The sequence below is a fragment of the Tessaracoccus sp. MC1627 genome (assembly GCF_014164725.1).
Lineage (GTDB): Bacteria > Actinomycetota > Actinomycetes > Propionibacteriales > Propionibacteriaceae > Arachnia.
Genome location: NZ_JACJGA010000004.1, coordinates 417,723 through 432,653 on the forward strand (window position 1 = coordinate 417,723; position 14,931 = coordinate 432,653).

Genomic DNA, 14,931 nt, shown 5'->3' on the forward strand with positions numbered 1-14,931 from the left:
CTGTCATCCTTCCACCGATCCGGCCGGCGCGGCGTTGATCAGATCGTGAATGGCCACCAGCGCACCCCGGGCGCACCCGTCGACGGGGAACGCAGGCTCCGCCAGGAGCTCCTCGACGGGCGGCAGCAACGGGCGGCTCCGCATCGCGTCGCGCAGCGGTCCGACGAAGGCCTCCCCCACTGTCGCCAACTCGCCGCCCCAGGTGATCCGTTCCGGCGCGACGACGGTGGCGAGGTCCGCGAGCGCCGTTCCGATGACGCTTCCGGCGTCCGCGACCACCTGGCGACAGCCCGGGTCACCGTCGCGCGCCGCCTTGACGATGGAGCGTAGATCCATGGGTCCATGGCTGAGCCGCACCAGCTCTGCCAGCGCCTCCCCGGACACGACGGTGTTGAGGCAGCCCCGCGCTCCGCAGCGGCAAATCTGGCCGGCCGCATCCACCCGTACATGCCCGAGTGCGCCGGCGCCAGCTCTGAATCCACCATGCACCACTCCGCGCAGGACCAGGCTTGACTCGGTGGTGTGCGAGGCGTGCACATAGAGAGCGCCCTCGACGCCGCGCAGGGCGCCGAGCCGCGATTCCGCCAACGCCCCGGCGTCGGCCTCCTTGACCACCAGCACCCTGCGCTGGATCCTGGCGGACAGCTCGTCGACGTCGAGCTCCTCCCAGCCGGGCAGCTGGAACGCGCCGGTGCGGCCACCGCGACCCACGCTGGAGGGCAGCGCCAGGCCCACTCCCCCGATGTGCTCCATGTCCGCCCCCACCTGGTCCGCGAGGTCGGCCACCAGCAGCGCCGCCCTGTCCAGGGTGGTGTCTGACCTGTGGTCTGCCGGGAGGGGCATCCTCGTCGAGGCGACCACCTCCAGTGTGGCGTCCGCGAGGACGAGATCCAGGGACCTCCGGCCGATGTGCATGCCCACGGCCAGGGCGGACGAGGGCCTGAGCGAGACCAGCTGGGCCCGGCGACCGGAGCGTGTGGTGGCGCTGGTCTCCACCACGCCCTGCTCGAGCAGCTGCTTGACGATGTTGGACACGGTGGCAGCGGACAACCCGGTGGCGCTGGCCAGTTCCACCTGCGTGATGCGCCCGTACGCCTTCACTGCTTCAACGATGCGCGCGCTGTTGGCCTCGCGCAGCGAAGGCTGTGAGCCCGGCGCGCCGACAACCCTGTTCACGCTTGAAGGCTACCGCAGTACCCAGAATGGTGTCGCCCTTAAGTTTTGTTCCCAAACCCAAGCTGGCCAGCGCCACGGAGACGCCCGGTTCCACGAAAGGGCCTAGTCACACACGGTGGTATCGATTGCAAGATAACATTTTGATAACGCTTGACTTTAAGAGTTGACGCCAAGGGTCCTGCGGTCGTACGTTCTATCCATCGGGGCACGGTGGCAGCGAATGGTCACAGGCCGGAGTCGAAGGAGACACGGATACGCATGGTTGACGGTCACGTGATACTTGCGATGCGCAGCATCACCAAGGAGTTCCCAGGGGTCAAGGCCCTCGACGGCGTCACCATGAATGTGCGCCGCGGCGACATTCACGCCATCTGCGGGGAGAACGGGGCGGGCAAGTCCACCCTCATGAAGGTGCTCTCGGGCGTCTACCCCCACGGCACCTACGACGGCGACATCGAGTTTGAGGGCGAGGTGGTGCGTTTCGGCGGCATCAAGGCCTCCGAGGAGCGCGGCATCGTCATCATCCACCAGGAACTGGCTCTCATCCCAGAGCTGTCGGTGACGGAGAACCTCTTCCTCGGCTCCGAAGTGGTCTCCGGGATGCTGATCGACTGGCAGGCCGCCCGGCTCAAGGCGCTTGACCTGCTGGCCCGCGTCGGCCTGGAAATCGACCCCGATACCCCGATCAAGACACTCGGCGTGGGCCAGCAGCAGCTGATCGAGATCGCCAAGGCCCTGGCCAAGAACGTCAAGCTGCTCATCCTCGACGAGCCCACCTCCGCCCTCAACGAGGACGACTCCCGCAACCTGCTGGACCTGATGCGTGGCCTGAAGGCCAAGGGCATCACCCAGATCATGATCTCCCACAAGCTCAACGAGATCGCCGCGGTCTCCGACGCGGTGACCGTCATCCGCGACGGCCGCACGGTTGAAACCTACGACGTCGTGGCCGGGGAGGTCGACGAGGACCGCATCATCCGCGCCATGGTGGGCCGATCCATCGAAAACCGCTATCCCGCGCGCACCCCGCACGTCGGGGATGTGCTGTTCGAGGTCTCCGGCTGGAACGTCGAACACCCGTCCATCCCCGGGCGCCTGGTCAGCAAGGATGCGGCGTTCACCGTCCGCGCCGGCGAGGTGGTGGGATTCGCGGGGCTGATGGGCGCCGGCCGCACCGAGCTCGCCCGCTCCATCTTCGGGCGCTCCTACGGCCGGTGGCTCTCCGGCGAGATGCACCTGGCCGGGCAGCGGATCGAGACCCACACCGTCGCGCGGGCCATCGAGCAGGGCATCGCCTACGTGACCGAGGACCGCAAGACGTTGGGGTTGAACCTCATCGACGACATCAAGTCCACGATCGTGTCGGCCAACCTCAAGGACATCGTGACGCGGTTCCTGCTCAACCCGCGCAAGGAGTCCGCCGTCGCCGAGAAGTACCGGAAGGACCTGCGCATCAAGGCGCCCAGCGTGGACGTCGGCGTGGCCACCCTTTCCGGCGGCAACCAGCAGAAGGTCGTGCTCGCCAAGTGGATGTACCCCGATCCGAAGTTGCTGATCCTCGACGAGCCCACGCGCGGCATCGACGTCGGCGCCAAGTACGAGATCTACAAGCTCATCCATGCACTCGCCGATTCGGGCAAGGGCGTTGTGGTGATCTCCTCTGAGCTGCCGGAACTGCTCGGCATCTGTGACCGCATCTACACCATCTGCGAGGGCCGGATCACCGGCGACCTGGCGGCATCGGACGCCGACCAGGAAACGCTGATGCGACGAATGACCACCACCAGCACCTCGGCCGCGGCGTTGCCGGCCTGACCTGAACGGGGAACACACAATCATGAAGGCTCTCAAGCAAGTCCTCGGAGGAAACCTCCAGCAGTACACGATGGCACTGGCGCTGGTGCTCCTGGCCGTCGTCTTCGACGTGGTCTCCGGTGGCCGGATGCTCACCTCGTCCAACTTCCAGAACCTCATCTCAGGCAACGCCTACGTGCTGATCCTGGCCATCGGCATGGTGATGGTCATCGTCATCGGCCAGATCGACCTCTCGGTGGGCTCAGTGGCCGGATTCGTCGGCATGACGACCGCCCTGACCACAGCCACGTACGGCTTCCCCTGGTGGGCCGGTATCCTCGCCGGGCTGCTGGCCGGAATCCTGATCGGTGCCTGGCACGGCTTCTGGCTGGCGAAGGTGGGCATCCCGGGCTTCATCACCACCCTGGCGGGCATGATGATCTTCCGCGGCCTGGTGATCTGGATGTCGCAGTCCATCTCGGTTCCCGTGCCCGAGGAGTACCGGTTCTTCGGCGCCGGTTACCTGCCCGAGTGGGGTCCGTCCTTCACAGGGCTCAACAACTCGACGCTGCTGCTCGGCATCCTCGCGGCAGCGTGGTTCATCTGGAGCGAGTTCAAGCGCAGGGCCCACGCCCTCGAGCGCGGGGTTGAGGCTCCCATGTGGGCCACCGTCGTGCGGATCGCCCTGATCGTCACCGTCATCGGCTACGTCACCTGGCTGTTCGGCAGCGGCCGCCCCGGCACCTCGTTCCCGATCCCCGGCGTGATCCTGGTGATCCTGGTGATCATCTACCACGTGCTCACCCAGCGCACCCGCTTCGGCCGCCACATCTACGCCGTCGGCGGCAACAAGGCCGCAGCCGCGCTCTCGGGCGTCAACACCGCCAAGACCTACTTCCTCGTCATGCTCAACATGAGCTTCCTCGCGGCCATCGCCGGCATCCTGTTCGTGGGCCGCGCCACCGCCGCCGGCCCCTCCGACGGCACCATGTGGGAGCTCGACGCCATCGCAGCCGTCTTCATCGGTGGGGCCGCGGTCTCCGGCGGCATCGGCACCGTCGTCGGTTCGATGATCGGTGGCCTGGTGATGGCGGTCCTCAACAGCGGCCTCATGCTGATGGGCGTGGGCGCTGACCAGACGCAGGTGATCAAGGGCCTCGTGCTCCTGGCCGCCGTCGCCTTCGATGTCTACAACAAGCAGCAGGGACGCCCGTCCCTGATCGGCACCCTGATGCGGAACTTCCGCAGCGAGCCGGCGTCCACCTCCGAGCCGGCCGTGCCGGTGGAGACCGGCACCGCCGTGGATGCCGCCGACACCATGCCGACGACCCAGACCAAGTAGTCCACCCCCAGACCCCGCGAGCGGCGCCCCAGCGGCGCCTCTCCTCCCCAGTGCGCCCAATCGCGTACGTGACCGGGCATCGATGCCCACCCCCGAACCGGATCGGCCGGTCGGGATCTTCCGAAAGGAAACACCCATGAAGTTGAAGGCAGCAGGCATCCTCACCGGCCTCCTCGTCACCTCCCTGGCGTTGACCGCCTGCGGCGGCGGACGCGAGGGCACCACCGACCCCACCACCTCCGGACAGGCCTCCACCTCGGCCAGCGCCGGCGGCGAGGGCTTCGCCGCCGATGCCACCATCGGCATCGCGCTGCCGTGGCTCGGTACCCAGAACTGGAAGGAGGCCGAGGTCATGTTCGCCGAGCAGCTTGAGGCCGCCGGGTTCACCGCCCTGATCCAGGCCGCTGACAACAAGGTGCCCCAGCAGCAGCAGCAGATCGAGGCCATGATCGAGCAGGGCGCCGAGGTCATCGTCGTCGGCCCCGTCGACGGTACCCAGCTCGGCTCCGTGCTCGAGAAGGCGGCCGACGCCGGCATCGAGGTGATCGGCTACGACCGCCTCATCGAGAACACAACCGCCATCGACGGCGTCGTCCAGTTCGGTTCCATCCGGACCGGCGAGCTGCAGGGCGAGTCCCTCCTCGAGGGTCTCGAGGCGACGGGCCCCGGCCCCTACAACATCGAGCTGTTCGGCGGCGGCCCGGCTGACCCCAACGCCCCGAACTTCTTCACCGGCGCCATGAGCGTCCTGCAGCCGAAGATCGATGACGGCACCCTCGTGGTCGTCTCTGGCCAGCAGGAGTTCACCCAGGTGGCCACCCCGGACTGGGACAACGCCAAGGCGCAGGCCCGCATGGACTCGCTGCTCTCGGGCAACTACTCGGACAAGACGGTCGACGGCGTGCTCTCCCCCAACGACGGCATCGCCCGCGCCATCCTCACCTCGGTGAAGCAGGCCGGTATGGACCTGCCGATCGTGACCGGCCTCGACGCCGAGAACGAGTCGATCATCTCGATCGCCGCCGGTGAGCAGTACTCCACCGTCGCCAAGCCCACGGATGCGCTCGTCGCCAAGACCGTCGAGCTGATCCAGCTGCTCCAGACGGGCGAGGGTCTCCCCGCCACCGAGGACACCGCCAACAACGGCAAGGTGGACGTCAACATCTACCAGCTCGACCCCGTCGTGGTGACCAAGGCCAACGCCGCCGAGGTCTTCGCCAACGATCCCGATCGTCTGGCTCTCCTCGAGGGCTGATCCTGATCTGACGAATGAAGGGGGTGGGTCCGAAAGGACCCACCCCCTTCGGCGTTGCCGGGTCAGGGACGCGGGTGCGGGAGCCGCGACACGAACCGCTCGCGGTTCACCACCACACGGCCGTGGGTCCCCGCGCTGATCACGGCGTGCTCATCGTGAGCCCGCACGTCGAAGGCGACCTGGCGGCCATCCACCCGGGTCACGGTGACGTCGATCACCACCGTCGAACCGGGCACGGTGGGGGCCTGGTGGGACAGGTCGACATGCGTGCCGAGCGTGATCTCGCCGTCATCGAGATGGCTGTGGAGGGCCTCGATGCAGGCCCATTCGATGATGCCAACCATGTAGCCGGTGGCCAGCACCTCCGGCATGGCGGCGAAGTCCGCGGACTCGGGCAGCAGGTGCGGAACCGTCCGGTTCTCGGGGACCAGATAGCGCATCGTGTGTGACACGCCTGGGCGCAGGGACGCTTTCACGTGGCTCTCCTCAGCTCGCGGCAGGTAGCCACATGCTAACCCGCGCGCGCCGGGCGGGCGCGGGGTAGCGTCGGGCGGGACGAACTCTTCGAAGGAGAAGCTCATGTCCCTGACGCTCATCGAGAAGGCCCACGAGACCGCAGACATCTGGACCTTCCGCTTCCGGAGTGACGAGCCCTTGGTCTGGGAGGCCGGGCAGTACGTCCAGGTGGAGATCCCCCACGACGACCCTGACGATGAGGGCATTGAGCGTTGGTTCACCAACGCGGCCGCGCCCTACGAGGGCGTCATGCAGATCACCACGCGCGTCACGGGCACCACCTTCAAGCAGGCGTTGTCGCGGTTGGAGCCCGGAGACCGGATCGCACTCAAGCAGGATCCGGAGGGCGACTTCACCTGGGAGGAGACCGACGTGCCTGTGGTCTTCGTGGCCGGAGGCATCGGCGTGACGCCCTTCCACAGCATCCTCAAGCAACGCATCCATGAGGGGGAAGCCCTCGAGGTCACGCTCATCTACGGGAGCGGATCCGACGACGTGGCGTTCGGGGACGAGCTGAGCGGCTGGGAGGAGGCGGACCACTCGTTGACGCTGCACCGGGTGGTGGGCGAGCCGCTCACCGTCGAGGTGTTGACCCGTCTGGTCCCCGACCTGATGGGGTGCCTGGTGTATGTCTCCGGACCTGAGCCGATGGTGGAGACGCTCGGCGAGGCGCTCCGCGAGGCCGGGCTTCCAGACCCCCAGCTGAAGGAGGACTTCTTCCCTGGCTACACCGCCGACGACATCTGAGGGCAGAGACGAAGAAAACCCCGCCTGAGGCGGGGTTCTCTGTTCTCGGTGGAGCTAAGGGGATTCGAACCCCTGGCCTCTTCCATGCCATGGAAGCGCGCTACCAACTGCGCCATAGCCCCAGTGCCGCCCGGAGGCGACTCGAAGAACGATAGCGCATCCGGAGAGACTTGGAAAATCCTGGGCGGCTCGACGCAGGCGACCGCCCAGGGACTCAGTTCAGCTTGACGAGGTCCCGGGCCAACGCCGCGACACCGAACTCGTCCTTCGACTTCGCCGTCGCCAGCACCGGCACGTCGAGCTCGGCCAGTGCCTGCCGGGTCGGCTCATCCCACGCCAGCACATGCACGCCGTCGCGGTGCCCAAGCAGGTTCACATAGGCCGCCGCGAACGACGGCTGGCTGAGCAGCACCGCCTGCCAGGCCCCGTCGTCCCACATCTGCTTGATGCGCGGGTCCAGGTCCTCCACGTCAACCATGGTGTAGACCTCGAGTCGTTCGACGGTGTAGCCCTTGGCGCGCAGGCCATCTTCGAGGTTCGTCGAGAGCTGGTCCGCGCAGACGACGACGGCCCGCTGCTCGCCCTCAGCCCTCGGGAACATCTCCACCAGCTTCTGCGAGCTGGCCGTGCCCTCGGGGCTGAGCTCGACTTCGATCTCGCTCTCCTCCGCTGCGCGCTGCGTGGTCGACCCCATCGCCGCCACCCGCTTCCCCTGCGGGATGTCCCAGCCCCGCTCACGCAGCGCCCACACCGTCTGCGCGGACGGCAGCACCACCCAGTCCGCCCACGCGAGAATGTTGTCCGCGGAGATCAGCTTGGCCTCCTGCAGCGAGACGCAGTCCACCCGGAGCCCGTTTTTGCGCATGGCCTGCGCGAGCCGGCCCTCCTGCCTGGCGAGGAGGACGCGGATGCGGTCGTCGCCGGGCACCTCGATGAAGGGGGACTCGTCGTCGTGCTCGGCAGACAGCTTCACGGAGGCGAGCGCCTCCGGAGAGAAGAACCGGTCCGCCCTGCGGGCCTTGAGCGCGGCGGCGGCGTTCTCACCGGTGCGCACGGCATGGAACTCGGAGGTGGGAAGGCCCACCTCGAGCACGTTGCGCTTGGTGCCGTCGATGGAGAACACCCCGGCCTTCAACGACAGGATGCCGCGCCGCGACGCCAGGGCGCCCACCGGCGCCATGTAGGTGGTGCCCAGGCCCGTCAGGACGGCGCGCTCCGCGTCGATGATGATGCGGGTCTCGATGTCATCGAAGACCCTCAGTGCGGAGACGATGTCCGCGTCGTCCGTGCGGCACTCAAGCGCGAGCGCACCCTGCCCGGGGGCCGTCAGGATGGGCAGGTACTCGGCGATCCGGTCCGTGAGCCCCAGCGTTTCGACGCCGGCAGCGGACAGCACGACGGCGTCCAGGTCTCCGGGTTCCAGATGCCGCAGGCGCTCCTCCAGCGAGCCCCCCACGTCAACGAAAGTGAGATCGGGCCTCAGCGCACGCAGCTGGGCGATGCGCCGAAGGGACGTGACTCCGACCCGGGAGTGGCGTGGGAGCGCCGCCAGCGTGATGCCGCTTCGCGTGCAGAGCACGTCCCTGTGGTCACCCCGCGGAAGAACCGCCGGGAAGATGAGGTCCTCGGGCTTCTCGCGCAGCGGGACGTCCTTGACCGAATGCACCACCACATCCACCTGGCCCGAGCGCAGCGCATCTCGCAACTCGTTGGAGAAGAGCCCCTGGGAGTAGCCGTCGGGCATATGGACGGTGTCCTGCCCCGCCGTCGCGACGGGCACGATCTCCACCTCAAGCCCACCGTCTCGCAGCGTCGCCGCCACCATCTCCGAACGCGCCAGCGCCAGCGCCGATCCTCGTGTACCCAACCGCAATCTCACCGTTGATTCCCTCCCTGAGTGACGGGGTTAGCTTCTCACGAATGGGCCGCGGCGCGTGCGGCGGCGGGGAGAGCGTCCGCGATGCGCGTCATCGCCGCGTCATAGTGGGCCGCGGACAGGAACCACGCCTCGAACGCCGACGGGGGCAACGCGACGCCGTGGTCCAACATCGAATGGAAGAAGCGGGCGAAGGCGGCGGTGTCCTGCGCCTTCGCCGCCTCGTAGTCCGTGACGGCTCCCTCGCGGAAGAACACCGAGAACAGGCTGCCGGCGCGCTGCACCACGTGCGGAACCGATGCTGCGCTCAGGGCCTCCGCGACGGCCGCCTGCAGCTCGGCGGAGCGGCGGTCCACGTGCGCGTAGACCCCCGCATCGGCCAGCCGGAGCGTGGCGAGGCCCGCCGCCGTCGCCAGCGGGTTCCCCGACAGGGTGCCCGCCTGGTAGACCGGCCCGACGGGAGCCAGGAGCTGCATCCACCGGGCGGGTCCGGCGAGCGCGGCCAGGGGCATGCCGCCGCCCACCACCTTCCCGAAGGTCACCAGGTCCGGCTCGTAGCCGCTCTCGTGTCCCAACCAACCCGACGGGGAAACCCTGAAGCCGGTGAGCACCTCGTCGAGGATCATCAGCGAGCCGGCCCGGGCGGTGAGCTCGCGGATGGCGGCATTGAAGCCAGGCGCCGGGGGCACCACCCCCATGTTGGCGGGCGCCCCCTCTGTGATGACGGCCGCGATCCGGTCACCCGCCTCGTCGAAGAGCCGGGTCAGGGCCTCGACATCGTTGTAGTCCACGACGATGGTGTCCGCGGCCGAGGCCCGGGTCACGCCCGCGGAACCGGGCAGGCCCTGCGTGGCCACGCCGGAGCCGGCCGCCGCGAGCAGCGCGTCCGAGTGGCCGTGATAGCACCCGGCGAACTTGACGATGGCGTCGCGGCCCGTGGCGCCGCGCGCGAGCCGGATGGCCGTCATGGTGGCCTCGGTGCCCGTGGAGACGAACCGCACCTGTTCCGCCATCGGCACGCGTGCCCGGATGACCTCGGCCAGTTCCACCTCCGCCGCCGTCGGCGCCCCGAACGACAGCCCCCGTGCGGCCGCCTGCTGGACCGCCGCCACCACCTCGGGGTGCGCGTGGCCGAGCAGCGCCGGCCCCCAGGAACACACCAGGTCCACGTACTCGACGCCGTCGGCGTCCACCACGTACGGCCCGCGGGCCGACGAGACGAACCGCGGCGTGCCGCCGACGGACCCGAAGGCCCGCACCGGTGACGACACGCCCCCGGGAATCACGCCGCGCGCCCGCTCGAAGAGTTGGTCCATGCTCACTTCATCCACCCCGCCAGTTCAAGTGCCCAATAGGTCAACACGATGTCCGCCCCGGCGCGCACGATGGCGGTCACCGACTCTGACACGGCCGCCTGCCTGTCGATCCACCCGCGCTCGGCGGCGGCCTCGATCATGGCGTACTCCCCCGACACCTGGTAGGCGGCCACCGGCACGTCCGAGACCGCGGCGACGTCGGCCAGCACGTCCAGGTAGTAGCCCGCGGGTTTCACCATCACCATGTCCGCGCCCTCGGCGAGGTCCAGCTCGGCCTCGCGGAGGCCCTCGCGCCGGTTGGCCGGGTCCTGCTGGTAGCTCTTGCGGTCCCCGCTCAGCGTGGAGGTCACGGCCTCCCGGAACGGTCCGTAGAACGACGAGGCGTATTTGGCGGCGTAGGCGAGGATCGCGGTGTCCGTGTGTCCGGCACCCTCGAGCGCAGCCCGGATGGCCTCCACCTGGCCGTCCATCATCCCCGAGGGCGACACCACATGGGCCCCCGCGTCGGCCTGCGCGAGGGCCATCGACGCATAGGCGGCCAGAGTGGCGTCGTTGTCCACGCGGCCCTGCGGGGTGAGGAAGCCGCAGTGCCCGTGCGTGGTGAACTCGTCGAGGCAGGTGTCCGCCATCACGACGGTGTCGTCGCCGACGGCGTCGCGGACGGCCCGCAGCGCCCGCTGCAGGATCCCCTCCTCGGCCCATCCCTGAGACCCGAGCTCGTCCTTGTCCGCGTCCTCGGGCACGCCGAAGATCATGATGCCGCCGAGCCCGGCGGTGACCACCTGCTCGGCCACCCTGCGCAGGCCGTCGAGGTCGTGGCGGCGCACGCCGGGCATCGAGGAGATGTCAGCGGACGCCTCGGCCACGAACACGGGCAGCACGAGCTGCGAGGGTCGCGGCTCCACCTCCCGCACCAGGCGGCGCATCGCCGGGGTGGTCCTGAGCCGTCTCGGCCTGATCTGGATCATGCTTCGTACCTTCTGAGGGAGGCGATCGCGTGGATCAGCCCCTCCGCGTCCTGAGTGGCGGCCACCGCCGCGACATCGGTCCCCGCGAGTCGCAGCGCCGCCGCCGACGGCGGCCCGAACGCCACCACCGATGTTGCCCCGCGCCAGCCGAGCAGCCTGCCGGCGGCCTCGCCAGCCGACCCGGAGGTGACCGCCATGGCGTCGAAGAGTCCGTCGTGCCACTCTCCGACCAGGCCTCCCGGCAGCTCGCCGAGGGGCTCCATCGTGTACAGGGGCACCGCCTCGACGGCGTAACCCTTGGCCGTCAGGGCGTCCTCGAGCACGGTCGACGACAGCGCCGAGCCGGGAATCACCACACGGCCACCGCCTTCGGGCCAGGCCCGCCCCAGGGCCGCCGCGCTCGATTCACCCTCCGGCACCAACGACACCTCCAGGCCCGCTGCCTCGGCCGCCGCCGCCGTCCGCGGGCCTACGGCCGCGACCCTGGCGCCCGAGGGCACGCTCAGTCCGAGCTCCGCCATCACCTCAAGGGTCGCCGCCGACGTGAACGCGATCCAGTCGGCCTCCTCCGGCCACGCCTTCGCGCGGAACGTCACCCGCCGCTGCATGGGCTGGGCGACCACCTCAGCGCCGGCCGCCCGGATCCCGTCCGCGAGCGGCCCGTCGGCCTGGGTCAGCAGGATCCTGAGCCCGGCGAGCACCGCGTCGCCTCGCCAGAGCGAGGTGTCGTCATGCAGCTCGTGAAGCCTCGACGGGTGACTCGCGCCCAGGTCTGTCAGCTGGGCAGCGCCGCTTCGCATCAGCTCCTCCACCGCCCTCTCCCCCGCCCCCGGGCCGAGAGGCACCGTCGTCCGGGTGCCCGTGGAGCCGTCGACGGCGAAGACACCGGCCGTGAGCTCCCCGCCGCGCCCCCAGGCCGCGATCGGCGCCGCGCAGCCACCGCCGAGGCCCGCCAGCACGGCCCGCTCGGCGTCGACGGCCTCACGGGTCGCGGGGTCCTCCAGCGCGGCCAGCTCGGCCACCAGAGCCGGATTGTCTGCCCGGCACTCCAACGCCAAGGCGCCCTGGCCCGGTGCGGGGAGGATGCCCAGCAGATCCGTGATGTGGGCGGTCAGGCCCAGCCGCTCCAGGCCGGCGGCGGCCAGGACGACGGCGTCGAGGTCGCCGTCGGCCACCCGGGCCAGGCGGGTGCCGACGTTTCCGCGCACGTCCACGAAGCGAAGGTCCGGGCGCAGCGCCCGCAGCTGGGCGACGCGCCGCGGGGAACCCGTCCCGACGGTGGCGCCCGCCGGCAGGCCGGCCAAGGTCAGGCCGTCGCGAGCGCAGAGCGCGTCACGGGCATCGGCACGCAGAGGCACCGAGGCGATGACGAGGCCGGGCACGGCCGCCGTGGGCAGGTCCTTGAGCGAGTGGACAGCGAAGTCACAGCGACCCTCCAGGAGCGCCGTCCGCAGCTCCGCCGCGAACACGCCCAGCGACCCGAGGCGGGTCAGGGACCCCTGCTCGACGTCCCCGCCGGTCCTGATCCGCACGAGGACCACGTCGTGGCCGAGAGCGCGCAGCCACTCCGCCACCTGCCCGGACTGCGCCACCGCCAGTGCGGAGCCGCGCGTGCCGAGCCGGAGCCTCATCGGCTGAGCCGATCACAGCCGGCGATCACGGAGGCGATCCCGTTGCCGTCCAGCCACGCACCCACCAGGTCCACCCCTGCCGCCTCGACGGTCTCCAGGTAGTACTGGCGGGTGGCGTGCTCCATCCGGGTGGGCATGGCCTCCCAGGACACCGACGCGAAGCCGGTCACGTCGCCGTCGGCCAGATCTATCCCGAGGAACCTGGACGCGTCACCCAGCGCCTCGGCCCTCGTGGGGAGGAGTTGCTCCGGATAGGACAGGCGAAGGATCTCCTGCCCCTCGCGCCGGGCCCACGGCCACTTGAGCGAGTAGTGGGTCAGCGCCTTGGCATGGATGGTGTCGTCCCGCTCCCCCACGAGGAGCCCTGAGCCGACCGGCCCCTCGGCCAGCCCGGGATGGGAGACGCCGATCACCGCCAGCCGCGCCGTCGCGACGGGCGGCGGCGTGAGCTCCACCCCGATCCGGGCGAGCAGCGAGCAGGCGGAGGCCGCCGACGAAGCGAGGACGAGCCGGTCCGCGCGCAGCACCTCGCCGTCGGGCAGCCCCACCGCGAACTCGTGTCCGGCGTGACGAAGCGACACCGCGGGCGAGGCCAGCCGGATCTCCCCGCCTTCCGCGACGATCGCCTGCTCGAGGGCCTCGATGAGCCGGAACATGCCGCCCACCGGCTGCTCGACGGCCGCCACTCCGGGGCGTCGGATGGCGGCCACAGCACGCAGCAGGGTCCCCTGGTCGGCCAGCGCCTGGAGCAGGCCCGGGGCGAAGGCGGCCAGCGGCATCCGATCGGGGGACAGCGAGTAGACGCCGTGGGCCACGGGCGCCACCAGCGTGGTGAGGGCGCCTTCGCCGAGCCGGGCCCGCACCAGTTCGCCGACGGTGACCGCGCCGGCCCCCACTCCCGCGGGCAGGTCGGCGTCCTCCCTGAGACGCGCCAGGTCATGGGTCGACAGCGCGCCGAGGGCCGGGTCGTCCAGCGTCGAGGGGATCCCGAGCACCCCCTCCGCCATCGGCCAGACACCGTCGGGGCGCCAGATGTGCGGCTGCCCGGCGGGTCCGGCCACGTCCAGGCCCAACTCCTCGCACAGGGCTCGCCCCACACCGCCGCGCACGGCGTAGGCCTCGGCGCCCGAGTCCACCCGCACCCCGCCGATGTCGATACCGGAGAGCATCCCGCCGAGCCGCGTCGAAGCCTCAAGGACCGTGACCCGACGGCCCTGCCGGGCGAGACGGTAGCCGGCCAGGACGCCGGCGAGGCCGCCCCCGACGACGACGGCGGTCACAGGCTGTGCAGGAGCGCCACCAGGTCGGTGAGCACCCCCGGGTCTGTGGTGGGCGGAACCCCATGTCCGAGGTTGACGACGTGCGCGGGAGCGGCACGGCCCCGGTCGACGACATCCCGGGCGTGGGCCTCGAGTGCGGGCCAGCCGGCGGCCAGCAGCGCCGGATCGATGTTGCCCTGCAGCGGGAGTCCGGGGAGCAGCGCGGCGGCCTCGTCGAGGGGGGTGCGGTAGTCGATGCCCATCGCCTCGACGCCGCATGCGGCCATGTCGGGGAGGATGTGCCTGGTCCCGGTGCCGAAGTGGATGCGCGGGACGCGGCCCTCCACCGATTGCAGGACCGCGGCCGAGTGGGGGGCGACGTGCCGGACGTAGTCGGCGCGGGTCAGCGCACCTGCCCAGGAGTCGAACAGCTGGACCGCGCGCGCCCCGGCATCCACCTGGACGCCCAGGAACTGCCCCGACAGGTCCGCGCACCAGGCGAGCAGCCGATGCCAGGAGCGCGGATCCGCGTGCATCATCGCCCGCGCCGCGAGGTGGTCGCGGGAGCCGCGACCCTCCACCAGGTAGGCGGCCAGGGTGAACGGCGCGCCCGCGAAGCCGATCAGCGGGGTGGCCTCCCCCAGCTCGGCCACCACCAGGCGCACCGCCTCCGTGATGGGGGTGGTCTCCATGAGCGCGTGCCGGGTGACGCGGTCCACGTCGGCGGCCGTGCGTACGGGCTTGTCGATCACCGGGCCCACGCCCGAGTGGATCTCCACCTCTACCCCCGCGAGGACCAGCGGCGTCATGATGTCCGAGAACAGGATGGCGGCGTCCACGTGGTGCCGCCGCACCGGCTGCAGGGTGATCTCGGCGGCCAGCTCGGGGATGAGGCAGGCCTCGAGGATGGTGGTCCCCTCGCGGATGGCGCGGTACTCGGGCAGCGACCGGCCCGCCTGGCGCATGAACCAGACGGGCAGTCTTTCGGGGCGGTGTCCGCTGAGCGCGGAAAGCATGGGATTCATTTGTGGACGATTCTGCCTCATCAGAC

The 14,931-nt window shown here is 70.1% G+C and carries 12 protein-coding genes, 1 tRNA gene and 1 pseudogene; 4 read left to right on the top strand and 10 right to left on the bottom strand.

All coding sequences use genetic code 11. From position 1 onward, the window contains the following. Positions 1-3: 3 nt before the first annotated feature. Positions 4-1,176, bottom strand: coding sequence for an ROK family transcriptional regulator (locus H5399_RS10470; protein WP_182782969.1), 1,173 nt, complete (start codon positions 1,174-1,176; stop codon positions 4-6). A 258-nt stretch (positions 1,177-1,434) separates the two neighbouring features. On the opposite strand from H5399_RS10470, the gene mmsA reads away from it, so the two are divergent. From mmsA to H5399_RS10485, 3 genes are all read left to right on the top strand, one after another. Further along, positions 1,435-2,991: a multiple monosaccharide ABC transporter ATP-binding protein gene (mmsA, locus tag H5399_RS10475; protein WP_182782970.1), complete on the top strand. Its 1,557-nt coding sequence runs from the start codon at positions 1,435-1,437 to the stop codon at positions 2,989-2,991. A gap of 22 nt (positions 2,992-3,013) precedes the next feature. Next, positions 3,014-4,312 carry a sugar ABC transporter permease gene (locus H5399_RS10480; protein WP_182782971.1) on the top strand — a complete coding sequence of 433 codons (1,299 nt, stop codon included), beginning with the start codon at positions 3,014-3,016 and terminating at the stop codon, positions 4,310-4,312. A 136-nt stretch (positions 4,313-4,448) separates the two neighbouring features. After that, positions 4,449-5,567, top strand: coding sequence for a sugar-binding protein (locus H5399_RS10485; protein WP_182782972.1), 1,119 nt, complete (start codon positions 4,449-4,451; stop codon positions 5,565-5,567). 62 nt (positions 5,568-5,629) lie between these two features. Here H5399_RS10485 and H5399_RS10490 read toward each other — a convergent pair whose 3' ends face one another. After that, the gene (locus H5399_RS10490; RefSeq protein ID WP_182782973.1) at positions 5,630-6,043 is read right to left on the bottom strand and encodes a thioesterase family protein; all 414 of its coding nucleotides are present in this window, start codon (positions 6,041-6,043) and stop codon (positions 5,630-5,632) included. Between the two features lie 103 nt (positions 6,044-6,146). Between H5399_RS10490 and H5399_RS10495 the strand changes: the two genes are divergently transcribed. Continuing rightward, complete coding sequence (locus tag H5399_RS10495) at positions 6,147-6,830, top strand: ferredoxin--NADP reductase (RefSeq protein WP_182782974.1); 684 nt, start codon at positions 6,147-6,149, stop codon at positions 6,828-6,830. Between the two features lie 49 nt (positions 6,831-6,879). Here the strand turns inward: H5399_RS10495 and H5399_RS10500 are convergent. From H5399_RS10500 to hemE, 8 genes and pseudogenes are all read right to left on the bottom strand, one after another. After that, positions 6,880-6,952, bottom strand: a tRNA-Ala gene (locus H5399_RS10500). A 92-nt stretch (positions 6,953-7,044) separates the two neighbouring features. After that, positions 7,045-8,697 (bottom strand): hydroxymethylbilane synthase, encoded by a 1,653-nt coding sequence (gene hemC / locus H5399_RS10505; protein WP_182782975.1) that lies wholly within the window; start codon positions 8,695-8,697, stop codon positions 7,045-7,047. 47 nt (positions 8,698-8,744) lie between these two features. Further along, entirely contained in the window at positions 8,745-10,022 is a 1,278-nt protein-coding gene (gene hemL, locus H5399_RS10510; RefSeq protein ID WP_182782976.1) for a glutamate-1-semialdehyde 2,1-aminomutase, read from the bottom strand. A gap of 2 nt (positions 10,023-10,024) precedes the next feature. Further along, entirely contained in the window at positions 10,025-10,990 is a 966-nt protein-coding gene (gene hemB / locus H5399_RS10515) for a porphobilinogen synthase (protein WP_182782977.1), read from the bottom strand. Next, on the bottom strand, positions 10,987-11,598 hold the full coding sequence (locus H5399_RS18050; protein ID WP_370585753.1) for a uroporphyrinogen-III synthase: 612 nt from the start codon (positions 11,596-11,598) through the stop codon (positions 10,987-10,989). Before H5399_RS18050 ends, hemB begins: the two co-directional genes overlap by 4 nt. Before the next feature lie 138 nt (positions 11,599-11,736). Beyond that, positions 11,737-12,621 (bottom strand): annotated as a pseudogene (gene hemC / locus H5399_RS18055) (hydroxymethylbilane synthase); the annotation flags it as partial. Next, the gene (locus H5399_RS10525) at positions 12,618-13,901 is read right to left on the bottom strand and encodes an FAD-dependent oxidoreductase (RefSeq protein ID WP_182782979.1); all 1,284 of its coding nucleotides are present in this window, start codon (positions 13,899-13,901) and stop codon (positions 12,618-12,620) included. The gene H5399_RS10525 and the pseudogene hemC (H5399_RS18055), both read right to left, overlap by 4 nt. Continuing rightward, positions 13,898-14,905 carry a uroporphyrinogen decarboxylase gene (gene hemE, locus H5399_RS10530; protein WP_370585743.1) on the bottom strand — a complete coding sequence of 336 codons (1,008 nt, stop codon included), beginning with the start codon at positions 14,903-14,905 and terminating at the stop codon, positions 13,898-13,900. The genes H5399_RS10525 and hemE overlap by 4 nt, the downstream gene beginning before the upstream one ends. Positions 14,906-14,931: the final 26 nt, after the last annotated feature.